General features: G+C 59.6%; 24 protein-coding genes. 16 read left to right on the top strand and 8 right to left on the bottom strand.

Annotated features, from left to right (window positions below; all coding sequences use genetic code 11):
* Positions 1-60: 60 nt before the first annotated feature.
* Positions 61-255, bottom strand: coding sequence for a hypothetical protein (locus tag ACTM82_RS03190; RefSeq protein ID WP_427793860.1), 195 nt, complete (start codon positions 253-255; stop codon positions 61-63).
* A gap of 162 nt (positions 256-417) precedes the next feature.
* Here ACTM82_RS03190 and ACTM82_RS03185 point away from each other — a divergent pair, with 162 nt between their 5' ends.
* The 5 genes from ACTM82_RS03185 to ACTM82_RS03165 all read left to right on the top strand — a co-directional run bounded on the left by ACTM82_RS03185 (position 418) and on the right by ACTM82_RS03165 (position 5821).
* The gene (locus tag ACTM82_RS03185) at positions 418-1608 is read left to right on the top strand and encodes an aldo/keto reductase (protein ID WP_441054459.1); all 1191 of its coding nucleotides are present in this window, start codon (positions 418-420) and stop codon (positions 1606-1608) included.
* A gap of 95 nt (positions 1609-1703) precedes the next feature.
* The gene (locus ACTM82_RS03180; RefSeq protein ID WP_441054457.1) at positions 1704-2570 is read left to right on the top strand and encodes a deoxyribonuclease IV; all 867 of its coding nucleotides are present in this window, start codon (positions 1704-1706) and stop codon (positions 2568-2570) included.
* Between the two features lie 147 nt (positions 2571-2717).
* The gene (locus ACTM82_RS03175) at positions 2718-3578 is read left to right on the top strand and encodes an ABC transporter substrate-binding protein (RefSeq protein WP_441041007.1); all 861 of its coding nucleotides are present in this window, start codon (positions 2718-2720) and stop codon (positions 3576-3578) included.
* Positions 3579-3745: 167 nt separating this feature from the next.
* Positions 3746-5056, top strand: coding sequence for an ABC transporter permease subunit (locus tag ACTM82_RS03170; protein ID WP_117763786.1), 1311 nt, complete (start codon positions 3746-3748; stop codon positions 5054-5056).
* Positions 5057-5068: 12 nt separating this feature from the next.
* Positions 5069-5821 (top strand): amino acid ABC transporter ATP-binding protein, encoded by a 753-nt coding sequence (locus tag ACTM82_RS03165; protein WP_022094423.1) that lies wholly within the window; start codon positions 5069-5071, stop codon positions 5819-5821.
* A 159-nt stretch (positions 5822-5980) separates the two neighbouring features.
* Here the strand turns inward: ACTM82_RS03165 and ACTM82_RS03160 are convergent, their stop codons facing one another.
* Entirely contained in the window at positions 5981-6184 is a 204-nt protein-coding gene (locus ACTM82_RS03160) for a hypothetical protein (RefSeq protein WP_441054455.1), read from the bottom strand.
* 189 nt (positions 6185-6373) lie between these two features.
* On the opposite strand from ACTM82_RS03160, the gene ACTM82_RS03155 reads away from it, so the two are divergent.
* Complete coding sequence (locus ACTM82_RS03155; protein WP_441054477.1) at positions 6374-6517, top strand: heavy-metal-associated domain-containing protein; 144 nt, start codon at positions 6374-6376, stop codon at positions 6515-6517.
* A 52-nt stretch (positions 6518-6569) separates the two neighbouring features.
* Here ACTM82_RS03155 and ACTM82_RS03150 read toward each other — a convergent pair whose 3' ends face one another.
* Positions 6570-6995, bottom strand: a complete 426-nt coding sequence (locus ACTM82_RS03150; RefSeq protein WP_427727796.1) for a hypothetical protein — start codon at positions 6993-6995, stop codon at positions 6570-6572.
* Positions 6988-8505, bottom strand: coding sequence for a Y-family DNA polymerase (locus tag ACTM82_RS03145; RefSeq protein ID WP_441054453.1), 1518 nt, complete (start codon positions 8503-8505; stop codon positions 6988-6990). Before ACTM82_RS03145 ends, ACTM82_RS03150 begins: the two co-directional genes overlap by 8 nt.
* Positions 8506-8722: 217 nt before the next feature.
* On the opposite strand from ACTM82_RS03145, the gene ACTM82_RS03140 reads away from it, so the two are divergent.
* From ACTM82_RS03140 to ACTM82_RS03125, 4 genes are all read left to right on the top strand, one after another.
* Positions 8723-9298 carry an iron-containing alcohol dehydrogenase gene (locus ACTM82_RS03140; protein WP_441054451.1) on the top strand — a complete coding sequence of 192 codons (576 nt, stop codon included), beginning with the start codon at positions 8723-8725 and terminating at the stop codon, positions 9296-9298.
* 199 nt (positions 9299-9497) lie between these two features.
* Positions 9498-11192 (top strand): glucose-6-phosphate isomerase, encoded by a 1695-nt coding sequence (gene pgi, locus ACTM82_RS03135; RefSeq protein WP_118345572.1) that lies wholly within the window; start codon positions 9498-9500, stop codon positions 11190-11192.
* A 390-nt stretch (positions 11193-11582) separates the two neighbouring features.
* Positions 11583-12425, top strand: a complete 843-nt coding sequence (locus ACTM82_RS03130) for a Cof-type HAD-IIB family hydrolase (protein ID WP_441054449.1) — start codon at positions 11583-11585, stop codon at positions 12423-12425.
* 64 nt (positions 12426-12489) lie between these two features.
* Positions 12490-13149, top strand: a complete 660-nt coding sequence (locus ACTM82_RS03125) for an HAD family hydrolase (protein WP_338404326.1) — start codon at positions 12490-12492, stop codon at positions 13147-13149.
* A 60-nt stretch (positions 13150-13209) separates the two neighbouring features.
* On the opposite strand, the gene ACTM82_RS03120 is transcribed toward ACTM82_RS03125, so the two are convergent.
* A complete protein-coding gene (locus ACTM82_RS03120) occupies positions 13210-13992 on the bottom strand; it encodes a TatD family hydrolase (RefSeq protein WP_441054447.1) in 783 nt (260 codons plus the stop codon).
* Positions 13993-14006: 14 nt separating this feature from the next.
* A complete protein-coding gene (locus tag ACTM82_RS03115) occupies positions 14007-14804 on the bottom strand; it encodes a tRNA threonylcarbamoyladenosine dehydratase (protein WP_441054445.1) in 798 nt (265 codons plus the stop codon).
* 299 nt (positions 14805-15103) lie between these two features.
* Between ACTM82_RS03115 and ACTM82_RS03110 the strand changes: the two genes are divergently transcribed.
* The 3 genes from ACTM82_RS03110 (at position 15104) to ettA (ending at position 17940) form a co-directional block, all read left to right on the top strand.
* Complete coding sequence (locus ACTM82_RS03110) at positions 15104-15382, top strand: autorepressor SdpR family transcription factor (protein ID WP_154517353.1); 279 nt, start codon at positions 15104-15106, stop codon at positions 15380-15382.
* Positions 15375-16076 (top strand): SdpI family protein, encoded by a 702-nt coding sequence (locus tag ACTM82_RS03105; protein WP_441054443.1) that lies wholly within the window; start codon positions 15375-15377, stop codon positions 16074-16076. Before ACTM82_RS03110 ends, ACTM82_RS03105 begins: the two co-directional genes overlap by 8 nt.
* A gap of 184 nt (positions 16077-16260) precedes the next feature.
* On the top strand, positions 16261-17940 hold the full coding sequence (gene ettA, locus ACTM82_RS03100) for an energy-dependent translational throttle protein EttA (protein ID WP_441054441.1): 1680 nt from the start codon (positions 16261-16263) through the stop codon (positions 17938-17940).
* Positions 17941-17999: 59 nt separating this feature from the next.
* Here ettA and ACTM82_RS03095 read toward each other — a convergent pair whose 3' ends face one another.
* On the bottom strand, positions 18000-19307 hold the full coding sequence (locus ACTM82_RS03095; protein ID WP_441054439.1) for a hypothetical protein: 1308 nt from the start codon (positions 19305-19307) through the stop codon (positions 18000-18002).
* A 138-nt stretch (positions 19308-19445) separates the two neighbouring features.
* Positions 19446-20408 carry a hypothetical protein gene (locus ACTM82_RS03090; protein ID WP_441054437.1) on the bottom strand — a complete coding sequence of 321 codons (963 nt, stop codon included), beginning with the start codon at positions 20406-20408 and terminating at the stop codon, positions 19446-19448.
* A 203-nt stretch (positions 20409-20611) separates the two neighbouring features.
* On the opposite strand from ACTM82_RS03090, the gene ACTM82_RS03085 reads away from it, so the two are divergent.
* The 3 genes from ACTM82_RS03085 to ACTM82_RS03075 all read left to right on the top strand — a co-directional run bounded on the left by ACTM82_RS03085 (position 20612) and on the right by ACTM82_RS03075 (position 25025).
* Positions 20612-22591 carry an NAD(+) synthase gene (locus ACTM82_RS03085; RefSeq protein ID WP_441054435.1) on the top strand — a complete coding sequence of 660 codons (1980 nt, stop codon included), beginning with the start codon at positions 20612-20614 and terminating at the stop codon, positions 22589-22591.
* Positions 22592-22709: 118 nt separating this feature from the next.
* Positions 22710-23873, top strand: coding sequence for a pyridoxal phosphate-dependent aminotransferase (locus tag ACTM82_RS03080; RefSeq protein ID WP_154517336.1), 1164 nt, complete (start codon positions 22710-22712; stop codon positions 23871-23873).
* Between the two features lie 201 nt (positions 23874-24074).
* Positions 24075-25025, top strand: a complete 951-nt coding sequence (locus tag ACTM82_RS03075; protein WP_022094138.1) for an L-lactate dehydrogenase — start codon at positions 24075-24077, stop codon at positions 25023-25025.
* Positions 25026-25033 lie beyond the last annotated feature (8 nt).

Genomic DNA, 25033 nt, shown 5'->3' with positions numbered 1-25033 from the left:
GCCGCTGGGGCATGTGGCGTACACCGGAGGCTGAATTTAGAAGAACAAATGCATGGGAACTTATGCCGCGGGGCAGATGGCAAAAACGCGCGCGGGATATCCAACGCCATCGCGCACCTTGGGGAAGGTGCAGAAGATGACGGCGCCCGTGGCGGGAAGCTCGTCCAGATGGTCCATGATCTCGATCTGGTAGCGGTCGACCGAGAGGGTGCATTGTTCGCCGGGATAGGGGTAGGCATCCTCGTGTGTGGTCACGCTCGCCTCCTTTCATCGGGCTTTTTGCTGATGTTAAAGCGGTGCCGTGACAGCTCGATTTCTGCTGCGTTACGATACGTTCTCGATTGCGATTCCGATGTGTTTCGGTGGCGTGACGGGTTTGTTTCGCCGCGTCAGAGCTTCGATGGGGGAGGAGGGGCCGTGCAGTATCGCGTTGACCCCAAAAGCGGTAACCGTATCTCGGCGTTGGGGCTGGGGTGCATGAGGTTTCCCGGTGCGCCGGGACGCCCCGATGCGAAGACAGCCGATGCTATCATTTCCCGCGCCGTGGAGCAGGGGATAAATTACCTGGATACGGCTTATCTTTATCCCGGCAACGAGGCTTGCGTAGGCGCTTCGCTTGAGCGCTTGGGCCTGCGCGACCAGGTTTTGCTCGCGACCAAGCTGCCGCACGCCTCGTGCAAGTGCGCGGAGGATTTCGACCGTTTCTTTGATGAGCAGCTGCGCCGCCTGCGGACTGACCATATCGACTACTACCTCATGCACAACATCACCTCGCCCGCCCAGTGGGAACGCGTGGTGGCACTGGGTATCGAGGATTGGATTGTGCGCCAAAAGGCTGCGGGGCGTATTCGCCGGATCGGTTTTTCGTACCACGGCAGTGCGGCGGACTTCCTCACGATGCTAGATGCTTATGAGTGGGACTTTTGCCAGATCCAGTACAACTACGCTGGAGAGCACTATCAGGCGGGGACGGCGGGGCTCATGGCGGCTGCTGAACGCGGGCTTGCGGTATTTGTAATGGAGCCGCTTTTGGGCGGACGTCTGGCAGGTAAGTTGCCGCCGCGGGCCCGCGCTGTGCTCGATGACGCCTGTGACCCGCATTTGCGCACCCCTGCCGCCTGGGGGCTTTCGTGGGTGTGGAATCATCCTCAGGTGACGATGCTGCTTTCGGGTATGACCGATACCGCGCAGGTGGATGAGAACGCGGCGTTGGCCGATCGGGCCCTGCCGGATTCGATGACAGCTACTCAGCTCGATGCCATCGCGCACGTGCTGACGGAGTTTGAAAAATCGAATCGCGTGCCCTGCACGGGATGCGGTTACTGCATGCCGTGTCCTAAAGGCATCAATATTCCTGGATGTTTTGCCGCCTACAACGCAAGCTATGCGCACAGCTGGTTTACGGGTCTATCGCAGTACTTTACGGCGAGTGCGGTGCGCACAAGCGAGCCCAAGTTGGTGAGCAATTGCGTCAAGTGCGGCAAATGCGCACGCCACTGCCCGCAGCACATCGATATTCCCGAGCGTCTCGACGATGTGCGCCGACGTTTCCAGCCTGGCCCCGTGACGGCGGCGCTTAAGGCCTTCGGCAAAACGCGCTCCTCATGACCCTTTTATAACTTGCGGTGGAATAGTTCCTGTTTGCGGCAGAATAAGGCATCAACAGGAACTATTTTACCGTAACTGATGAGGGGGAGCTGGGGATGCTGACGATTGGGTGTCACCTATCCACGACGAAGGGCTATCGGGCGATGGGGGAGACGGCGCTATCCATTGGCGCCAATACCTTTGCATTCTTTACGCGCAACCCGCGCGGCGGCAAGGCGAAAGACCTTGACATGGATGACGTGGCGGCCCTGCGCGAGCTTATGGAACAAAACGATTTTGGTCCCCTCGTGGCCCATGCTCCGTATACCTATAACCCCTGCTCGGCCAAAGAGCGGGCGCGTGAGTTTGCCCTGGAGGCCATGGCTGAGGACCTGCAGCGTATGGAAGCGCTGCCCGGTAACTACTACAATTTCCATCCCGGTGCGCATGTGGGACAGGGCTCCGACGCCGGCATTCAGATGATCGTCGACACCCTGTGCCAGGTGATGTTTGAGGGCCAGCAGACGACGGTGCTGCTCGAGACCATGGCCGGCAAGGGCACCGAGGTGGGCCGCAGCTTTGAGGAACTGGCGATCATCATCGAGGACGTTGCTGACAGGCGCCCCGAGCTGTCGGCCAAGCTGGGCGTTTGCCTGGACACCTGCCATGTAAATGACGCCGGCTATGATATCGTCCAAGATCTTGACGGTGTGCTCGACGAGTTCGATCGTGTGGTGGGTATCGAGCGCTTGCGCGCTGTGCATATCAATGATTCCAAGAATCCCCGCGGTGCCCATAAGGACCGGCATGAATGCATCGGCAAGGGTTACCTCGGCAGCGAGGAACTTGGCGGTGGAATGCAGGTTATGCAGAATATTGTATCGAATAGCTGCCTGCGATCACTGCCATTCATTTTGGAAACGCCGAACGAACTTGCAGGTTATGCGGCTGAAATTAAACTATTAAGGTCATTGCAGCAGTAATGACTGTCATAAAGTGGAGTGTTCCATTCACGTTATGGGTTTGTTTCAATCAGTTTTCTAATTGCAGATTCTCTCACGCGGGTGCATAATAGCCCTCAGTTTTTGCAGGCCCCTGAATCACATGGGGCCATTGGAAGGAGACTGATTATGAAGCTGAAGAAGCTTGGCGCATTTGCCGCCACGGGCGCCATGGCGCTCGCCCTCGCACTGACGGGCTGCGGCTCGTCCAACGCCACCTCTGGTTCTGATGCCGGTTCCAGCAGCTCTGACGACGCTAAGGTCGAGAAGGTCGACGGCTCCAAGGAGTACGCGCTCGTCAAGGACGGTACGCTGACCGTCGGCACCTCTGCCGAGTACGCTCCGTTTGAGTACAAGGATGACAACGGCGATTATCAGGGCTTTGACCTTGAGCTCATCAAGGCTATCGGCGACAAGCTGGGCCTGGATGTCGAGTACGTCAACAACGACTTCGACACGCTCGTCCCCGGCGTCGCTTCGGGCACCAAGTATGACGTCTCCATTGCGGCTATCACCGACACGCCCGAGCGTGAGAAGGAAGTCGCTTTCTCCGATTCCTACTACATGGACGATCAGGCTATCGTGACCAAGGTCGATAACACCGACATCACGGCCGACAATTACAGCGAGAAGCTCAACAACGCCGACGCTACCATTATCGTCCAGTCTGGCTCGACCGCCGAGGCCTTTGCTCAGGAGAACTTCCCCAAGGCCAAGATCATCCCCTACAAGGACGCTACCGAGTGCTTCAGCGCCCTGCAGTCCGACAAGGGCGATGCCGTAGTCACCAACCGCTCCGTTGCCAGCCAGCTGACCGCCGAGCAGTTCAACACCTGCCACACGGTTAAGCAGATCAGCACCGGCGAGGAGTACGCCATTGCCATCAACCAGGGCAATACCAAGCTCAAGGACGACATCAACCAGGCCATCAAGGACCTGACCGACGACGGTACCGTTGACGCCCTCATGGCTAAGTACAACATCAAGTAAACAGATACTTGATTGCGTGTGGGCCCTTTCCGTTTAGCGGAGAGGGCCTTTGCGCTTCTCTCGACGGAGAGTGTTTCCGTCTCTATTTGCCGGCAACTTCTACGATAGGAGCCACCTTGTCTCGACTGAACAAAGGGGCCGCTGGGCAGCGTTCTTCACTACCCGCCTTGCTCCAAAAGCTAGCCTGCGTCATGGCCGTGGCGCTCGCGCTGGTGTGCGTGGGGGCATCTGCGCCCTCGACTGCCCAAGCGCTTGAGACCGCAAAGATTACCGCCCGACCCAACACCGGTTCGGGCAGCGATGTGGTCGGCGGCACCGAGACACGTATTACCTGGGAAGTTCAGGCCGACGCCGACGAGGAGCTGAGCGGTCTTTCGCTGACGTTTGTCGACGGCACGACGTTTGGTACCGATGACACGCGATTGACGATGCTCTCGGGCGAGGACCTCATGGATCGCACACCCATGAAGCCCACGTGCACGGCTGATGGCCAGACGCTCAAGATCGACTTTGGCGAGACGGCGCCTGCCGGCGGCTTTTTCCGTGTCGAGGTGTACGGTGTGACCTTCCCCGTCGAAGGCGGCGACGAGGCCTTTAGCGGCACCTATACGCTCGCCGACGGTTCGACCAAGAAGATTTCCAAGATTCCTTCCGTCGAGATTAAGGGCGTGACGGCCTTCGATAACTTCCAGGCCGATCTTAAGGAACAGCCGTGGGTCGAGGCTTGGAATTCCAATATGTTCCTGCGCCTGTTCTTGAACCCGGTCATTTTGGTCCAGAGCCTGCCGGTTGTATTTAAGGGCTTCCTTATGTCGCTCTCGATCGTGCTTGTGGCGTTTCCGCTGGCAATCCCCTTTGGCTTTGCCTTGTCGCTCATGCGCATCTCCAAGTCGCGCATCCTGCGCTGTCTTGCCGGCATCTACGTGAATATCATCCGTGGTACGCCGGCGTTCCTGCAGATCTATATCGCGTTCTTTGGCCTGCCACTTGCCGGCGTCAAGGTGGACGACTACGTCTTGGGCGTTATCGTCATGGCTATGAACTCGTCTGCGTACCTGTGCGAGATCTTCCGTGCCGGTATTCAGTCGATTCCCAAGGGCCAAAACGAGGCTGCTCGCTCGCTGGGCATGAATGCCTTCCAGACGTTGCTCTACGTTATGATTCCGCAGACGTTCCGCAATGTCCTGCCTACGCTGACCAGCGAGTTTATCCTGCTTTACAAGGATACGTCGCTGCTCGCCGCCGTGGGCGTGGTCGAGATCGTCATGAACGCCCGCACCATCGTGGCGACGACGGGCTCCATCACGCCGTATGTGGTTGCCGCCCTGTTCTATCTGGTCATTACCCTGCCGCTTGCGCGCTTGGTGAGCGGTCTTGAGGCGAGACTTCTGGGGACGGCCGAAACCAAAAAGAAGCGTCCCACCAAGAGCGCCGGACAGGTTGTCGCGACACCCGCCGATCATATTGCAGGTCTGTAAGGAGGTTCTATTATGAGCGAAACCAATAACTCGAACGAGGTCGTCGTCAGCATCAAGAATCTCCAGAAGGCCTTTGGCGATAACGTGGTCCTGCGCGACATCGATCTGGATGTGCACAAGGGCGAGGTCGTCGTGGTCCTGGGCCCCTCGGGCTCGGGTAAGTCGACGATGCTTCGCTGCATTAACCGTCTTGAGGAGCCCACGAGCGGCTCGATTGTCGTTGAGGGCGTGGATGTGTGCGCCAAGGGCGTCGACCTCAATAAGGTGCGTACACACTTGGGCATGGTGTTTCAGCAGTTCAATCTGTTTCCGCACCTGTCGGTCAAAAAGAACGTCATGCTTGCGCAACAAAAGGTGCTCAAGCGCAGCAAGGAAGAGGCCGAGAAGATTGCCGTCGAGGAGCTGACCAAGGTCGGTCTGGCCGAGCGCATCGATTTTATGCCGAGCCAGCTTTCGGGCGGCCAGCAGCAGCGCGTGGCCATCGCCCGCGCCCTGTCGATGAATCCGCACGTGATGCTCTTTGACGAGGCTACGTCGGCGCTTGATCCCGAGCTCGTCCGCGACGTCCTTGGCGTCATGCGCGATCTTGCGCGTGACGGCATGACGATGATCGTGGTGACGCACGAGATGGGCTTTGCCCGCGACGTCGCCGACCGCGTCGTCTTTATGGACGGCGGCGTTATCGTGGAGGAGGGCACGCCGAGCGAGGTCTTCGACCATCCCAAGAGCGAGCGCACCAAGGCGTTTTTGGGCAACATCTCGTAGCTGCTTTATGTGGCTGACATAGCAGAAAACGGGGCTGGATTTGGATCCAGCTCCGTTTTTGTTGGGATGCGCATGTGTTTTGGTGCAGAGCCGCGTATGGGCGGAGCTTATCGCCGTTAGGCGAGCTCGGCTCCAAGGGCGCGACAGGCGGTCTCTGCCTCATCGTTGGGGGGCGTCGTAACAGATGACGGAATCGACGACGTGGACGCCGGCCTCGTCGGCGTCCGCCTTCCAGTTGTCCATCCATTCGCCCTCGGCCCAAGAATAGGAGCCAAAGAGGACGACCTTCTTGTCGCCGAGGGTCTCCTTGACTTCGTCCCACATCGGCTGAAACTCATCGTACTCGAGCTCCTCGGAGCCCATGGCGGGGCAGCCGAAAGCGAGGGCGTCATAGCCGCCGGCTTATTTTTTGGATTCCGGCGTATTGTCGCATCGACGCATGGCAAATGCTGTTGCGGCGATGGGGCGGGCAGAAAGAAGGTCAAGAGGGTCGCGGTCGCGGACACCGATGTGTCTCACTATCCCTATAGCGATGAACTGCTTATTGGCGGTATGAGCTGCGGCGGCTGCGCGCAAAATGTGACGAACGCCCTCAACGCTCTCGATGGCATTTGGGCCACAGTGACGTATACAGACCACACGGCGTGCATCCGTTCTAAAACCCGATCGATCGTGAGGTGCTTGAGGCTGCCGTGAGGGATGCGGGCTATTACGTCATGAAGCCGTAGGGCCGGGCGTACGCTTGCGCTTAGGCTCGGCCGCGCAGCTCGATGTCTTGGATATCGTCGAAGCCGATGGCGATGTCTCGGAGTTTGAGCAGCTTGAACGCGGGGAGCACTTCGTCGAGAATGCCGGTGCGGCTACGATAGCCGTATGTATCGTAATAAGTGACGCGCACCAAGTCGCCGCGTTTGAGGCCCTCGAGCTTTTTTGAAAGTTCGAGGGCTTTTTCTTCCGTGAGTTCGCATTTGGGCTCAACAGAGATCTCTTGTTTGCGCACGAGCTCGTAGTATCCCGTGAGGGCGGCAAAGGGCATAAACTGCGCGGCGCGGTTGGCGCGAACGGCACCGTTGGCGGTGAGCCTGGGGTCGGCGGCGCGACGTCTTCCCTCGGGGTCCGCCAGGCGTTCAAAAGGTGTCGGCGGCCGCATCGGCTGTTGTTGGGCCTTAGGCACGGTGTCCTCCTACCTGATCGTTGCGTTCGCGTGCGGTGGCGCCGGCGGTAAAGCTTAATCCCTTGACCAGGGCGTTCTTGCCGTACTTGCCCTTCACGGCCAGAACGGCGCGGGCCAGGTCGCGCTCGCGCTCATCGGCCTTAACATCGCTGAACAGATCGATGGTGGCAAATTCCTCGGGCATGAGGTTGCCAAAGCCCAAATTGATGCGCTTGACCGGTCGTTTGGGATCGACGGTCTGCGCCCAGAGCTCATCGAAATGGCCCATGATCTTCTTAAACGAATTGGTGCGCTCGGGCAGCTTGCGCGAAGCGTTAGAGTGCGCAAAGAGCGCGGCATAGCCGCCACGCGGTTTGCCGCCATGCTCTCCCACAAAGATGCCGTCGATTGCCTGTGCCTCGCGCACCAGACGGCGTCGTTCGTCATCGCGCTGGACGGGCTTGGGTGCACGGGGTGCGAGCTCGGGGCCTGCGGTTGCGGCGGGTTCGATGCTCGACGTGCTCGAACGCAAATGTCCGCATCCGTCTACATATTGCGCTGTGCCGCTGGCGTCGAGGCGGCGTATGTCGGCGCGCTCGCTCGCGTAGCCCACAAAGAGCGAGATGCTGTCGCAGACCACGTGCTTATCGACCAAGTCCAGTACGGCGGCATCGACCATCTCGCGCAAGACGGTGTAGGCCTGCTCGTAGGCATAACCCTTCGAGAGCACTTGTCCTGTGGTGGTTGAAGTTGCCTGCGGGCAATAGGCCTGAATATCGGCGATAGTTGTCGGCTCGCGCCCAAAGGCGTGGTCGATGAGATACTCGGCATTGACGCCGAGTTCGTCGTAAAGCAGGTTTTCGTCGAGCGCGGCGACACCCATCAGATCGTATACCCCGTACTTTTCGAGGCGAGCTGCCACGCCGGGGCCGATGCCCCAGATATCGGTGATGGGGCGATGGGGCCAGATCTCCTTGCGAAAGGTCTCGTCGTCGAGTATACCGATGCGGCTGGGTACGTGCTTAGCGGTAATGTCGAGCGCCACCTTGGCCTGGAATAGGTTGGGGCCGATGCCGACTGTCGCCGTGATGCCGGTGCGCGCGAGGACCTCATCGCGCAGCATGCAGGCAAAGCTTTTGGCATTGGTATGGTAGAGCTCTAGATAGGGTGTCACGTCGATAAAGCACTCGTCAATTGAGTAGACGTGAACGTCTTGCGGACTGACGTATTCCAGGTAGATACCGTAGATCTGCGCCGACACCTCCATGTAGTGCTGCATGCGCGGTACGGCCTTGATGTAGTCGATGCCGTCGGGAATCTCAAACAGACGGCAGCGGTTGTGTATCCCGAGGTCTTTCATGGCCTGGGTAATGGCGAGGCAGATGGTCGTACGCCCGCGTGATTCGTCGGCAACGACCAGGTGGGTGGTGAGCGGATCGAGCCCGCGGTCGACGCACTCGACGCTGGCGTAAAACGTCTTGAGGTCGATGCAGATATAGGTGTGACGCCCGTGCCCCACGCGTTCTCCCATCAAACACATATTCTTATCGAATACATGTTCGATAATACCCGCTCGTCCGGACATCGTCAAAACCTGCCAAAAAGGGACAGGTTTATTTTGGTAGGTAAAACGCTTGACCGACCAAAACAAACCTGTCCCTTTTTGGCAGGTATGGTCGGGCGGTTGCATCGGGTTTTAACGCAGCTCTAAAGAGCGCGAAACAGCTCGGAAAACCTCGCTTCGTAGCATGAGCCTAACGATCGATACCACCATAAAGCACGGAAGGGTTGTGGGGATAATGGTCAACTATGGGTTTGGTATGCCGACGCGCCTTGTTGCGGATGGAGACGTGGCTCGCTGGTGTGGACGATTGGTCGCTCACTACGGCGGCACCAAGGCGCTGGTGGTGCTGGGTGGCGACAAACATACGCGCGATGAGCTTGTCTCGGCGGCGCTCGGCTCGCTTGACCGAGCTCTGCTCGAGCGCGTGCTTTTTCGTTGCGGCTCGGTTGAGGGCGACGGGGGAGACGAGCTGATCGACGAGGCTGTGGCCCTGGCGACCGACGAAGGCGTGGACTTTGTCCTAGCGATCGGCGATGCCGATACTGCTGGCTTTGCGCGCGAACTCGCGCGTCGCATGGCGGCGCTCGATGCCGGCGAAGACGGTTTTGTCCCTTATGGATGTATTGTCTCGGAGGGCAAAGTGCCTGCCGTCGTGGGGGCCGGTGAGGTTCCCGTTTTTGCCATCATCGCGCCCGAACTGCTTGAGGGCATTGTGTCTCCTCTGCGTGAGTTGCTCGGCAGCGTGTGCGCCGCGGCCTAATGTCTGCCATAAAGAGATGGGCTATTTTTGGTAGGTAAAGCGTTTGACCTGCCAAAATAAACCTGTCCCTTTTTGGTCGGTCGCCGTTTGGGGGCGGATTGGCAACGCTGGCTGATTACGGTCTTGACCTGCGCTAGAATAGGGGCATCTGATTATCCGGGCGCATGGAGGTTTGCGCCCGCATGTTGAGGAGGACTTTATGGCAACTGTTGCCGCACCTATCGACGCTACGTCGACCGCCGCTTGGAAGGCGCTCGAGGCTCATCAGGAGAAGCTCGAGGCCGAAGGTATCGACCTCAAGGCCTGGTTCGCTGCCGATGCAGAGCGCGTGAACAAGCTGAGCTTTGACGCCGGTGACCTGCACTTCGACCTGTCCAAGAACCTGGTGACCGATGAGACCGTCAAGCTGCTGTGCGATCTTGCCCGCGAGGTGAAGCTCGAGGAGCGCCGCGACGCCATGTTCTCCGGCGAGCACATCAACACCACCGAGGACCGTGCCGTCCTGCACACCGCGCTGCGCCGCCCGGCAACCGAGAAGGGCCAGCTCATCGTCGACGGCCAGGACGTCGTCGCCGACGTGCACGAGGTCCTCGACCGCATGTACGCCTTTGCCGAGCGCGTGCGCTCCGGTGAGTGGAAGGGCGTTACCGGCAAGAAGATCGAGCATCTGGTGTCCATCGGCATCGGCGGCTCCGACCTGGGCCCGGTCATGGCCTACGAGGCCCTGCGTCCCTACGCCGACGCCGGTATCGACTGCCGCTATATCTCCAACATCGACCCCAACGACCAGGCCGAGAAGCTCAAGGGCCTGGATCCCGAGACCACGCTCGTGATTATCGTCTCCAAGACCTTCACCACGCTCGAAACCCTCACCAACGCTCGCGAGGTCAAGACCTGGATGCTCGAGCAGCTCAAGGCTCAGGGTGCCATCGACGGCTCTGATGAGCAGAACGCCGAGGCCGTGGCCAAGCACTTCGTTGCCGTTTCCACCGCACTCGACAAGGTCGAGGCCTTCGGCATCGACCCCGCCAACGCCTTTGGTTTCTGGAACTGGGTCGGCGGCCGTTATTCCGTCGACTCCGCCGTGGGTCTGTCGCTGATCGTCGTGCTCGGTCCCGAGCGCTTCCAGCAGTTCCTCGAGGGTTTCCACGCCATCGACGAGTACTTCTGCAATACCCCGCTCGAGAACAACGCTGTCGCGCTAATGGGCCTGCTCAACGTCTGGTACGTCAACTTCTTCGGCTCTAAGAGCCACGCCGTGCTTCCGTACTGCCAGTATCTGCACCGCTTCCCGGCCTACCTGCAGCAGCTCACCATGGAGTCCAACGGCAAGCACGTCCGCTGGGACGGCAGCGCCGTGACCTCCGACACCGGCGAGATCTTCTGGGGCGAGCCCGGCACCAACGGCCAGCATGCCTTCTATCAGCTGCTGCACCAGGGCACCGTGGTGGTTCCGGCCGACTTTATCGCTTTCGCCAACACCGCCAACCCCGCAACCGACAGCGGCCAGGATGTCCACGAGCTGTTCCTGGGCAACTTCCTGGCCCAGACCAAGGCGCTCGCCTTTGGTAAGACGGCCGACGAGGTTCGTGCCGAGGGCACGCCCGAGCAAATCGTCCCGGCCCGCTGCTTTGAGGGCAACCGTCCGACGACCTCGATCTTCGGCGACACGTTGACCCCGTTCGCACTCGGCGAGCTCATCGCCCTGTACGAGCACATCACGTTTGTCGAGGGCACGGTCTGGGGCATCGACTCCTACGACCAGTGGGGCGTTGAGCTGGGCAAGCAGCTTGCCAAGCAGATCACCCCGGCCTTCCACGACGACGCTGCCAAGGCCGAGCAGGACGCTTCGACCCAGGCACTCATCGAGTTCTACCGCGCTCACCGTAAGTAGTCTTTACGGCCGAGTTGGCTTATGACTGAAAGGGGCCCGTATCCGTTGGGATGCGGGCCCCTTTATTGTTTGCGACCAGAAATGATGGGCCGCGCAACGTCGCTAGCGGTCGAATTCGACCTGGACGCTTTGGGCTTCGGGAAGCTCTGTGTAGAGCGGGTGATCCTCGAGCCCAAAGCGCTCGACCAAATGAGGTCGGTGGGGCGACCGCGTTTAGCGTCGTCAGCTTTGTATGTGGTGGCTCGGTGTATGGGACGGAGCGATTGGGCCCCACGGCTACACGCTGTTCATGTTCGGGACAATATGACTTTTTACCCGTTGCAGACAGATCCGCAGTAGGTGTTCTGTATGATGACTCAGACAAGGTTGTTCAATGACAGGGAGGCTTATATGGCAATCAAAGCCATCGCAATGGATATCGACGGTACGCTCACCAACGACCAAAAGGTCATCAGCCCGCGTACGCGCGAGAAGCTGCTCGCGGCGCAGGAGTCGGGCATTAAGCTCATTTTGGCTTCGGGCCGTCCCGCATGGGGGCTGCACGCCTTGGCGCAGGAGCTCGACCTTCAAAACCATGACGGTCTGCTGGTGGCCTTTAATGGCGCGCATGTGGTCGACGCTCAGACCGATGAGGTCCTTTTTGACCAGGCCATGCCGGCTGACGAACTGCACCGTCTGATTGATCATCTGCGCAATTTCGACGTGATCCCTATGATTTCGCTCGGTCGCGATCTGCATGTCGAGGATTCGTACCGCTGCATGATTACGCTGCCGGATGGCTCGCAGAAAAACATCGTCAAATACGAGCGCGACGCGTGCGATCTTAAGATTCGCGAGGTGGAGAGCCTGCATGAGGTCGTGGACACTTATCCCGTGGACAAGCTGCTCACTGCGGGCGACCCGGCCTATCTGCAAGCGCATCACGAGGAGATGTATGCGCCCTTTACTCAGACGCTTTCGGGTATGTTTACGGCCGACTGGTACTTTGAGTTTACGGCGTCCGGTATCGACAAGGCCCGCGCGCTCGAGGGTGCCCTGCCCAAGCTCGGCATCGATGCCAGCGAGGTCGTCTCTTTTGGCGACGGCCAGAACGACAAGTCCATGATTGAGTGGGCCGGCACCGGTGTTGCCATGGGCAACGCGGTTGACGAGGTTAAGGCCGTGGCTCAGATGGTGACTGCCAATAACAACGAAGACGGCATTGCGGTGGCGCTGGATAAGCTGCTGGGTTAGAATCGCCGATTAATGCATGGTTCGGGCGCCTGCTTACAGGCGCCCTTTTGTTAGGGAGGGTGCCGTGTCCGCATTTCCGTTCGACGCCGTTATCTTTGACATGGACGGAGTCATTGTCGATACCGAGTATTACTACCTGGGCGAGACTGCCGCGTTTGCCAAGGAGCTTGGGCTTAACCTGACTCAAGAGGAGTTGAACGGGCAGGTCGGTACCTCACATCAGTTCTTCCTGCATATGCTGGTCGATTGGTTTGAGCGCGCCGGTAAGGGGCATTTCACTGGCGAGGAAGCGTTGGCCCGTTGGGACGAGTGGGCGCATAAGCGTCCGCGCGACTATCAGGCTTTGATTAACCCAGGCGCCGTGGATACGATTCGAGAGCTGCCGCGCCGCGGCGTTCGCGTGGCGCTTGCCAGCTCGTCTCCCATGGATAGCATCGAGGAAGTGCTCAATGCGTGCGGGCTGTCGGATGCCTTTGAGTATGTGGTGAGCGGCGAGCAGTTTAAGGAGAGCAAGCCCGAGCCCGACATCTACCTGCATGCGCTGGACCTGCTGGGACTGCCCGCGAATCGCTGCTGCTGCGTTGAGGATTCGGTGCCTGGTATCACTGCCGGCAAGCGAGCCGGCCTGACGGTCATTGCCAAGCGCGAGGAACGCTTCGGCTTTAGCCAAGATGCCGCGGACAAGATTATCGACCAGCTGCCGGAGCTGCTGGAGCTTGCGTAGGACTTGGACGGCACGTCTACCGTCATAATGGTATCGTTGTCGTCTTTTTGCCCACAGGGGTTAGCGAAGGCCAAAAATAGAGTGCGCATTTGCTAAAACTGCCGATTCGATGCGCTTTGCGTCACAATTTTTGAGCGAGGCGATGCGCATCGAGGTCCTTGTGAGCGATTTGATGAGCGACTGCGCGCTTGTTTCTGTGTTTGCCTCCGCTGGTGCATCGGTCTCGAGCAGTAAACGATCGAGTGGAATCTGTCGTGCGTATTCGCGTCCTCGTTTAGACGCGAGCATGCGTTCGTTGACGGAAAAATAACAGCCCACATTACGCGCGCGGACGAGTTCGTCCGAAGTACCGCTAAACCAGTGGAAGATGATAGCGGGGGAGTCGGGGTTTGGGATGAGTAGACCATGCGATTCGAGGACGTCCAGTACGGTTCCTGCCGAACGAACGGCGTGAATCGATATTACGCGCCCGGCAAGAGGACACTGCACGAGCGCATCGCAGAGCCGGTCAAGTGCCTGCATTTGAAGCGGTTCGCTTCCGGCAAAGCGCGCGGAAAAATCGAGCCCCACCTCGCCGACGTAGCGCTCTTGGGCAGCAACTTTGCAAAGCAGATTGACTTCGGCAGGACCGCAGCGGCCGTCGGCGAGCCACCAGGGATGAAGGCCGACGCCCGCGATAATGTTTGGGTAACGGCTGGCCCGCTTTTTTGCTGCCGCGAAGTCGCGCGGGTCGACCCCGCAATCAAAGACCTCCAGCCCTATAGCCGCAGTTTCGTCGGCAACAGCATTCGGGTAAGCCATCAAATCAAGATGGCAGTGTGCATCAAATAACCGGGGCTCCATCTCGGCGCACTCCGCTAGTCCAGGCGCTGGCCATCGTCGCGCACGCGCTCGGTGCCGCGCCCACTGATCTGGCGGATAACCTCGCCGGCAATCATCTGACCCATGATGGGCGGCATAAAGCTGGCGGTTCCGAGCTCGGTACGCTCGTGGATATTGGAAGGGTCGCGGGGCTGTGTCTTAACCGATTCCTCGCAGCTAAACAATACATGTAGGCTCTTGATTCCGCGCTTCTTACATTCTTTGCGCATAATGCGGCTCATGGGGTCACGTACCGTATCGAAGATGTCGGCAAAGCGGAGGCACTCGGGATGGAGCTTGTTGGCCCCGCCCATGGAGCTAACCAAACGAATGTCGTGGTCCTGAGCATATTTGGCAATAGTGAGCTTGGCCGAGATGGTGTCGATGGCGTCGACGACGTAGTCGAGCTTGCCGCCCGTCTGCTCAAAAACGCTCGCAAAGAACTCGTCGATGTTGTCGCTCAACAGGTATTCGGTGCGCTTGATAACGGTGGCGGCGGGATTAATATCGCGAATCATGGCTTCCATCACGTCTACCTTGCGCTTGCCGACGGTGCTGTGGAAGGCGATGGCCTGACGATTGATATTGCTGGGTGCGATGATGTCCTTGTCCAGAATGACGAAATGACCGATGCCGCCGCGGGCGAGTGCCTCGCAGCAATTGGAGCCCACACCTCCGCAGCCGAGCACCAGCACCGTAGCATCGGCGAGCTTATCGAGTGCCTCGCGGCCCATGATGATCTCGAGCTTGGTGTCGCGTGTCTCGATGGCGGCTGCGGCAACGGTTTCGGTCATAGATATCCTCCGATGGGGAAGCGAATCGTGTTTTAGCTATCGCCATTATAGGTATTATCACGATTCCATTTGAACCCTTGGGGTTTGTTGAAATGGGATCGGGATTCGCATAAGATTGAAGCAGATGGCGCCCGTTGCCGCGGGTTAGCCAACTCCGAAACACGTTTATGGCGTGAGAAGTGGCCGTCTTCGCATTACGCGGGGCTGCTATTTTTTTGAGTACAAGATTAGATAGTTAGACAAACATCTAAATATCGAGTATAGTGTGCGTGTCATGAGAGTTGCTGAGGGGAGGTCCTATGCCGGGAGAGGGTTTTAAAGCGCTGGCCGATCCTACGCGGCGGCGCATTTTGGAACTACTACGCGAGGGCGACCGCACGGCTGGGGAGCTTGCCGAGCATTTTGACATCAGCAAGCCGTCGTTGAGCCATCATTTGGCGACGCTCAAAAACGCCGGGTTGGTGACCGATGAACGTCATGGCCAAAACATCGTTTACAGCTTAAACACCACCGTCATGCAGGACTTGATCGGTTGGTTTATGGGCTTTACAAACACTGAAGGTGATAAGGATGAATAACGAAAACAAGGGCATTCACGCCACGGGGGTATCGCCACGCGTGTGGATCGCGCTGGTCGCTCTGTGCGTCGCCAATATCGTAGCGCACCTTATGGTGATGCCGAGCTTGCCTGCGCAGATTCCCACGCACTGGGGCGCGAACGGCGTTGACGGTTGGGGTCCCAGCTGGATGGCCTCCGCGCACGGCGTGCTGCCCCTGGTGCTTCTCGCAATGTTCTGCGTGGTGCCGCGCATCGATCCCAAAGGCGAGGCATATCGAACCTCGGGCAAGTTCTATCAGGGCTTCGTAATCACCTTCACCTTGTTCATGTGCGCCATAAGCTGGCTGGGAGAGCTTACGGTCTGGGGCGTGGTGCCGGCGGTCGGTTCGGTCAACGCGCTGATTTCCGGTGCTGTCGGTTTGCTGTTCATTGGCGTAGGCAACTACTTGCCGCGTGTGAAGCAGAACTATACGCTCGGTATCAAGACGCCCTGGGCGCTTGCCGATCCCGAGAACTGGCGCCGTACGCAGAGTTTTGGCGGTGCCTGCTTTATGGTGCTGGGTGTTGGTCTGATTGTGATGGGCGTTGCGGGTAGCGTGCTTTCGAGTGAAGTTGTCGCCGCGGTGATTGCGGTTCTGGCGTTTGGTTCGGTCGGAGTCGTCTACGTCTACTCGTATCTGCTGTGGCGCAAATCGCAGCGAGCCGCTCGTTAAGGTTGCGGAAAACTAGCGTACGCAGTTCATAGTATGTTCCGGGGGACTTTTCCCAGGTAGTATTAGGGGGTGTGGGTAACCGTGCCCCTTTTTCGTTACGTTTTAGAGCTGGTTTTCTCATCTCGTTTCCACTAAAGCGAAACAAGAATAGGGAAACAGCAGGTAGAAAGGATAAAACAGGCAAATGGCAGAGTTTATCTACCAGATGTATCAGGCTCGCAAGGCTCATGGCGACAAGGTGATCCTTGACGACGTGACCCTGAGCTTCTATCCCGGTGCCAAGATCGGCGTCGTGGGCCCTAACGGCATGGGCAAGTCGACCCTGCTCAAGATCATGGCCGGCATCGAGGAAGTCTCCAACGGCGATGCCAGACTTACCCCCGGCTACACCGTGGGTATCCTGCAGCAGGAGCCGCCGCTCGACGACGACAAGACCGTCATCGAGAACGTGCGCATGGCATTTGGCGACATGATCGCCAAGGTCGATCGCTTCAATAAGATCGGCGAGGAGATGTGCGACCCGGACTGCGACATGGATGCCCTCATGGCCGAGATGGGCAAGCTCCAGGACGAAATCGATGCCGCCGACGGCTGGGATATCGATTCCAAGCTCGGCCAGGCTATGGATGCCCTGCAGCTGCCCGATTCCGACATGCCGGTCAATGTGCTTTCCGGCGGAGAGCGCCGTCGCGTGGCCCTGTGCAAGCTGCTGCTCGAAGCTTCCGACCTGCTGCTGCTCGATGAGCCCACCAACCACCTGGACGCCGAGTCGATCCTGTGGCTCGAGCACTTCCTGCACAACTACCAGGGCGCGGTGCTTGCCGTCACACACGATCGCTACTTCCTGGACAACGTTGCCGAGTGGATCTGCGAGGTCGACCGCGGCCACCTCTATCCCTACAAGGGCAACTACTCCACGTATCTGGAGACCAAAGCCGCCCGTATCGAGGCTCAGGGTAACCGCGACGCCAAGCTCGCTAAGCGCATGGAGGCCGAGCTCGAGTGGGTACGCTCCAGCCCCAAGGCCCGTCAGGCCAAGAACAAGGCCCGTCTGGCTCGCTATGAGGAGATGGAGGCCGAGGCCCGCGCAAGCCAGAAGCTCGACTGGACCGACATCCGCATCCCTGTGGGCCCGCGTTTGGGCAACAAGGTGCTCGAGGCCCATCACCTGCACAAGGAGTTCGACGGTCGCGTGCTCATCGACGACCTATCGTTCACCCTGCCGCGCAACGGCATCGTGGGCGTCATCGGTCCCAACGGTGTGGGCAAGACCACGCTGTTCAAGACCATCGTGGGCCTGGAGCCGCTGACTTCGGGCGAGCTCGAGGTGGGCGAGACCGTCAAGATCTCCTATGTCGATCAGAACCGCTCCGGCATCGACCCCGATAAGAACCTGTGGGAGGTCGTCTCGGACGGCCTGGACCACATGATGGTCGGCGAGACCGAGGTCCCCAGCCGCGCGTACGTGGCGAGCTTTGGCTTTAAGGGCCAGGACCAGCAGAAGCGCGCTGGCGTACTTTCCGGTGGCGAGCGCAACCGTCTGAACTTGGCACTTACGCTCAAGCAGGGCGGCAACCTGCTGCTCCTCGACGAGCCCACGAACGACCTCGACGTCGAGACGCTGTCCTCGCTCGAGGCGGCACTGCTCGAGTTCCCGGGCTGCTCGGTGGTCATTAGCCACGACCGTATGTTCCTGGACCGCGTCGCCACGCACATTCTGGCGTGGGAGGGCACCGACGAGAATCCGGGCAACTGGTATTGGTTCGAGGGCAACTTCGAGGCCTATCAGGCCAATCGTATCGAGCGCCTGGGCGAGGACGCAGCCCAGCCGCATCGTATTCACCGCAAGCTGACGCGCGATTAGTCGAGCTCAGGTGACCTAACGAGAAAGGGACGATAACCTTGAGGGTTATCGTCCCTTTTTTACTTGGTAGAAGGCTCGACTTTGTCGATGGTCCAGGTGGCTCCGAGACCGCCGGTGGTGTTGCGGCGGATGCGCACGGTGACTTCGTGGCGCTCGCCGGCCTGCGTGTAGCGCAGGGGGAAGCTTGCGCGGTTTCGCGCGGCCTCGATGGTACCGCGCTCGCGGGCGATCCAGTAGTACTCGCCGACGATGCCGAGCGTGTCGGCGCCGTAGGGGAGATAGGTCGACAGCTGGTGTAGCAATGGGCCGGGACAGAAGACCTCGGTTGTGAAATCGACGGGGAAGTCCTCGGGGATGGCGGGCGCTGCAAGTGCGGGGGTTGGGACCGCCGCGGGTGCCGAAGCCGGTGCCGGTGCGGGAATTTGGCCGCAAGCAGCGGCGGGCACGGACTCGATGACGGGTGCAGGCTTTGGCGTCGCTTCCGGCTTGATCGTAGAATCTGCGGGCTCCACGGTGACGGGCGCGTCTGCGGCTGCGGTTTCAACCTCAACCTGCGTCGCGTTCTCGTTCTCGACGCTCGACTTTGCCTCGGCTGGCGTGGAGGCCATGGTGGTGATGCCAGCGTTTGCGTTCTCGGGGTCATAGACGACCGTGAGCGAGATGGCGGGCTGCGGTGTCTCGGGCTCTGGCGTCGACTCGGTAGCGTCTTGATCCGCGGGCTCGTTGGACTGATCGTCCTCGGCCTCGTCGCCAAAAACATCGCTGTTTTGGAACGCAGACGCCTCGGGTTGGTTGGCGGCTTCTTCGGTTGTCGACTTGGGAGTCTCGTCGAGCTCCGCAGTGGCTTCCTGCTCTGATATGACTTCGGGATCGGTCGTGGCGTCGATTTCGGTTTCGGCTTCTGCCGTTACCTCAATAGCGACTTCGATCTCTGTCTCGGGCTCGGGTTCCGGTACGGCTTCAACCATGGCTTCGGGCTCGGGACGCTTAACATGCTTGGGGCGCACGGCCTTGAGGTCCTTCTCGCCGCGCTTTTTCTTTTTGTAGGACTGCTTGGCGCCCTTGGCAGCCTTGGGCTTGTCCTCGCCTTTGGCAAGGGCGGCATCCCAGGCCTCGTTGGCGATGACGGTGGCATACAGACGGCCGCCCTTAAAGACGGTCAGCTTAATGCAGTCGTCGAGCTCCTCGAGCAGCTCGCGCGTGGACTCGAAGCCCAGGTCATAAGCGGCCATGTCGCCGGCGGCGAGTGCCTCCTCGACCTGCGTCATAAACGTTTGCTTGCCGCATCCAATCGCATCGCGCAGCAGGCGATACAGATAGATGTGGTTGCCCAGCGATAGTGTGGGCTTAACTATTGTCTTGCTCATGGCAAATCTCCTCTATACACACCAAAGCATCTTACCATCGCATGGGGCTTGCCATCTCGTCGCCCATGGCAAACGGGCGCGACCGTTGCCGGTTCGCGCCCGTTATGCAGGTCGGTTATCTGTGAGAGGCAAACGTGCCTAGTTGCCCGATGCCGTGCCTTGGCTCGAGCTGTCAGATGGCGTGCCGGACGCGGATCCGCTCGAACTGTTCGAACTGTTCGAGCTATTGGTGTTGCTGTTGTCGGTGGAGCTTGTGCCCGATGTATTGCCGCTCGTTTGGTCGCCCGTGCTCGGCTGAGAGCTGTCAGTCGTTTGGCTTGAGTCAGTCGTGCCGGATTGCGTGCCGCTGTTGTTCACAGAGGAATCGGCGCTCTGCGATTGATCGGGGGCGTTCGAGGACGAATCGGTGGATGCGGAGGTGTCCTGCGAGTCGTCCTGCTGGCTTTGCGATTGATCTGAGCTATCCGCATTGTGCTCGGTTGTGCGCAACGAAAGGATTGACTCGGGACGCTCGCCCAGACCTTCACCGGCGGTGGTGATAAGGATGGCGCCAGCGCAGGCGATGACCGCGACGATGGCGATGGCGATCGAGAAGACGATGACCTTCTTTTGCGTCTGGCTGCGCTCTGCCGCCGCCTTGGCACGCAGACTGTTGGGGGCGACGCGCGCCGTGGTCGCGCGCCCCGCAACCTGGCGCATCTCCTGCGTAGTCGCGGCGCCGCCCAGGTGCTCCTCGGCATTAAGGTCAACGGGCTCATAGGCGCCGGCAGGGTAGTCGACGGCGGCGTGCGTGCCTTTGAGGGCGTTGGCGCTGGCAGAGATAAAGTGGCGGTAGACCTGCGAGGACACAACGGTGATGACCGAGCTCACGGCGGCACCGATCACCGATCCGGCGATGCCGATCTTGGAAGCAAGTGCGACGCTCGTGGCGGCAGCTGCGGCGCCGGCGATGATTTGGGGAATGGAAATGTCGTCGAACAGGCCCTTTTTGGGCGCGATGGCCATGGTCTGTCCGATGGAATGGTTTTCGTGAACGCCGTTGTTGAGCGATGCCGGTGTCATGACGCGCGTGCGCGGCGCGTCGGTGTACTTGGTTGTCATACGGGGTCCTCCCGGTGTAAATCTGCTTCGTTTCGTGTAGCCATCAGGGTACCCACCAGATGTGAATCGTACGTGACATTTAACAGATACCATCAACTCATCAATAGCTCACCAAATTGGTGGGATGCGGTTACACCCGGCGGTTGAACTACAATAGGGCTTGCTAATTGTTGTGAATGGCGTCTACGCACGGGAGCATTCTTATGAATCTTCACCTTTCTCAGTCTGATGGCTTTTTGCGTGTGGCGGCGGCCTCGCCGCGGATTCGCGTGGCCGATGTCGAGGGCAATGCCGAGGTTGCGCTGGCGGCTGTTCGCGAGGCGGTCGAGCGCGGTGTCCGTGCTCTGGTGCTGCCCGAGCTTAATCTGACTGGCTATACCGCGGCTGATCTGTTCCATAACCGCACGTTACTGCATACCTGCGAGACTGCACTGGCACATATTCTCGATGAAACCCGCGAGCTGCCGATTGTCTTTACCATCGGTCTTCCCGTTGCGGTGGCCGAGAATATCTACAACTGTGCCGCCGTGTGCTGCGCGGGCGAGCTTTTGGGCCTCACGGCCAAGAAGTATCTGCCCAACTATGGCGAGTTCTATGAGCGCCGTTGGTTTGCTCCGGCGCCCGCCGATCCCGTGTGGGTTGAGTTTGCCGGTCAGGGTCCGGTTCCGCTGGGTTCGGGGCTTGTCTACCGCTGCTGTGATGAGGGCGCCGAGGGTTTGGTACTCGGTATTGAGGTCTGCGAGGACCTGTGGGTGCCGGCGCCCCCTTCGACCGAGATGGCGCTTGCCGGTGCGACGGTGATCCTCAATCCGTCGGCCTCGGATGAGATTATCGGTAAGGCAGATTACCGTCGCAGCCTTATCTCTAACCAAAGCGCGCGCCTGTACTGCGCCTATGCCTACGCGGACGCGAGCGAGGGCGAGTCCACGACCGACATGGTCTTTGCAGGGGAGAACCTTGTCTACGAAAACGGTTCGAAGCTCGCCGCCACGAAGCTCCTCACCTGCGATATGGCGGTGGCCGACGTTGACCTCGACCGTCTGGTTGCCGAGCGCCGTCGCTCGACGACGTGGACGCGCGCGGATGATGCGCCGGAGGCCACGACTGTTGAGTTTTCGTTTGAGGGCATGCTGGCCGAAGAACCTGTCCTGCGCGATGCGCTCGACATCGACCGTGTCTTCCCCCGCGCGCCCTTTGTGCCGGCCGACCATGGTGACCTGGCCGGGCGCTGCGAGACGATCCTCAATCTGCAGACTGCCGGCCTCAAGACTCGCCTTGCCCATACGGGTACCAAGGCTGCAGTCATCGGTCTTTCGGGCGGCCTGGATTCCACGCTGGCACTGCTTGTGACCGTGCGTGCCTTCGATGCACTGGGACTGCCGCGCACGGGTATCACAGCCGTGTCCATGCCCGGCTTTGGCACGACACATCGCACCAAGTCGAATGCCGAGTCACTCGCTCGCGACCTGGGTGTGAGCTTCCGCGAGGTTTCGATCCACACGGCCGTGGAGCAGCACTTCAAGGACATTGGGCACGATCCGGCAGTTCAGGACGTGACCTACGAGAACAGCCAGGCCCGCGAGCGTACGCAGATTCTGATGGATCTGGCCAACCAGGCTGGCGGTTTTGTTATCGGCACGGGCGACCTGTCGGAGCTGGCGCTTGGCTGGGCTACCTATAACGGCGACCACATGAGCATGTACGCCGTCAACGCGAGCGTGCCCAAGACGCTTGTGCGCCATCTGGTACGTTATGCCGCTGATGTCTTTGGCGGGCGTATTGCCGAGGTCTTGCTCGATATCCTCGATACGCCGGTATCCCCCGAGCTTCTGCCGCCCACGGGCGACGGTGAGATTGCGCAGAAGACCGAGGATTTGGTGGGCCCGTACGAGCTGCACGATTACTTCCTCTATTACCTGCTGCGTTTTGGCTTTGAGCCGGGCAAGATCTACCGTATGGCGCTCAAGAGCTTTGAGGGTGTCTATGACGCCAAGACCGTCCACACGTGGTTGCGTACGTTCTATCGTCGCTTCTTTGCCCAGCAGTTTAAGCGCAGCTGTCTGCCCGATGGTCCCAAGGTGGGCTCAGTGACGCTCAGCCCGCGCGGCGATTGGCGTATGCCGAGTGACGCCAGCTCGCGTCTGTGGCTTGCGCGGATCGACGCGCTCAATCCAATTGACTAAGGTTGGCTAAATTGAACCAATACGGGGGTTGCAAGCGTTACAATTTTGCAATCTGATGGCCCGTATCGCGCGGCGCTCTTGTCGGAGCGCCGCATTTTTTATATCGAAAGGTGGCACCATGCAGGCATCGCAGCGTCTCGACCGCTTTGGCGCGGAGGTCTTCGCCTCGCTCAACAACAAACTTCTTGCGCTGAAGGCTCAGGGCAAGACCATTTACAACATGAGCGTGGGCACGCCCGACTTTAAGCCGTACGACCACGTGGTCGAGGCGCTCACGCAGGCCGCCCAAAATCCCGAGATGTGGAAGTATTCCCTGCGCGACCTGCCCGAGCTTAAGCAGGCCGTGTGCGATTACTATGAGCGTCGCTTTGGCGTTTCGGGCATTACGCCGTCCATGGTGCAGTCGTGCAACGGCACGCAGGAGGGCGTGGGTCATTTGGGTCTGGCCCTGCTCGATCCGGGTGACACCATTCTGGTTCCCGATCCGTGCTATCCGGTCTTTGAGGCGGGCGCCAAGATCGCCGATGCCAAGCTCGAGTACTATCCGCTGGTGGCGGAGCACAATTACCTGCCCTATGTGGCGGGCATCGATCCCGAGGTGGCCGATCGTGCCAAGTACATGATTGTGTCGTTGCCCGCCAACCCGGTGGGCTCGGTGGGCACGCCCGAGGTCTACGAGGAGATTATCGCCTTCGCCCGCGAGCACGACCTGCTGATCGTCCATGACAACGCGTACTCCGACATCGTGTTTGACGGCGAGCCCGGCGGCAGTTTCTTGCAGTATCCCGGCGCGCTCGAGGTGGGCGTGGAATTCTTCTCGCTTTCCAAGTCGTTTAACGTCACCGGTGCGCGCATCGGCTTTTTGGTCGGCCGTGAGGATGTGGTCTCTGCCTTTGCCAAGCTGCGCAGCCAGATCGACTTTGGCATGTTCTTCCCGATTCAGAAGGCCGCCATCGCCTGCCTCAATGGTCCGCGCGATGAGGTCGAGGCGCAACGTCTGAAGTACCAGGAGCGCCGCGATGCCCTGTGCGACGGTCTTGAGGACCTGGGCTGGGAGCGTCCCAACGCGCATGGCTCTATGTTTGTGTGGGCCAAGCTTCCCGGTGGCCGCACCGATTCCATGGCGTTTTGCGAGGAGCTTATGGAGAAGGCCGGCGTTGTGGTGACGCCGGGCGCGAGCTTTGGCCCTTCGGGCGAGGGGCACGTGCGCATGGCGCTGGTCCTGCCGCCCGATCAGATCGCTTTGGCTGTCGAGGCCATCCGCGAGGCGGGCCTGTATTAGAAGACTATTTGGGCTCGTCAATAGCTCGAAACCGATTTCGTGCAGTTATTTTACGAATCCTGCAAACAATTTCGGTAAACGGTCGATTTTTGGCTGCGTATAGGAGCATAATCAAAGTCCCGATTGGATGTATTGGGATTACGGCAAGCCGCTCGGGTCGTTCCCGGGCGGCTTGTTTGTGGAGAGAGATGGGAGTTTCTAATGGTTAACGAGAAGAAGGTCGCTATTGTCGGCTGCGGTTTCGTCGGTTCGTCTTCGGCGTTCGCGCTGATGCAGAGTGGTCTGTTCTCCGAGATGGTTCTCATCGACGTGGACAAGAACCGCGCCGAGGGCGAGGCCCTGGATATTGCGCACGGCATGACGTTTGCCGAGCCGATGAAGATCTACGCCGGCGATTATTCTGATGTCGCCGACGCCGCCATGATCGTCGTCACCGCTGGCGCTGCTCAGAAGCCCGGTGAGACCCGCCTGGACCTGGTCAACAAGAACGTCAGCATCTTTAAGTCCATTATTCCCGAGATTAAGAAGTCTGGCTTCGACGGTATTCTGCTCATCGTCTCCAACCCGGTCGACGTTCTGACCTACGCCGCCATCAAGATGTCCGGCCTGCCCGAGGGCCATGTCATCGGCTCCGGCACCGTGCTCGACACCGGCCGTCTGCAGCAGATGCTCGGCGCTCACGTCGAGGTTGACCCGCGCGACGTTCAGGCCTACGTCATGGGCGAGCATGGTGACTCCGAGTTTGTCGCCTGGTCCAGCGCTCAGGTTGCCGGCGTGCCGCTGAACACCTTCTGCGAGCTTCACGGCCATCTGGAGCACGAGGCTGCCGAGAAGCGCATCGCCGAGGACGTCAAGAACTCCGCCTACACCATCATCGAGAAGAAGCACGCCACCTACTACGGTGTCGCTATGGCGGTAAAGCGCATCTGCACTGCCGTCATGCGTGACGAGCAGACCGTTCTGCCCGTCTCCTCGCTCATGGTGGGCGAGTACGGCCTGTCCGATCTGGCCATCTCCATGCCGACGGTCGTTGGTCGCGACGGTGTCGTCTGCCGCGTTCCCGTGCCGCTGAACGATGACGAGCAGCATGAGCTCACCGTCTCCGCAAAGGCCCTCAAGGACATTATCGACAGCGTCGACTTTTCCTGCTAAATTCGGCT

Origin of the sequence: Collinsella sp. HCP3S3_E5, assembly GCF_052067635.1 — a bacterium.
In the GTDB taxonomy this organism is placed as follows: domain Bacteria; phylum Actinomycetota; class Coriobacteriia; order Coriobacteriales; family Coriobacteriaceae; genus Collinsella.
This window is presented reverse-complemented; position numbering and strand designations above follow the sequence as displayed.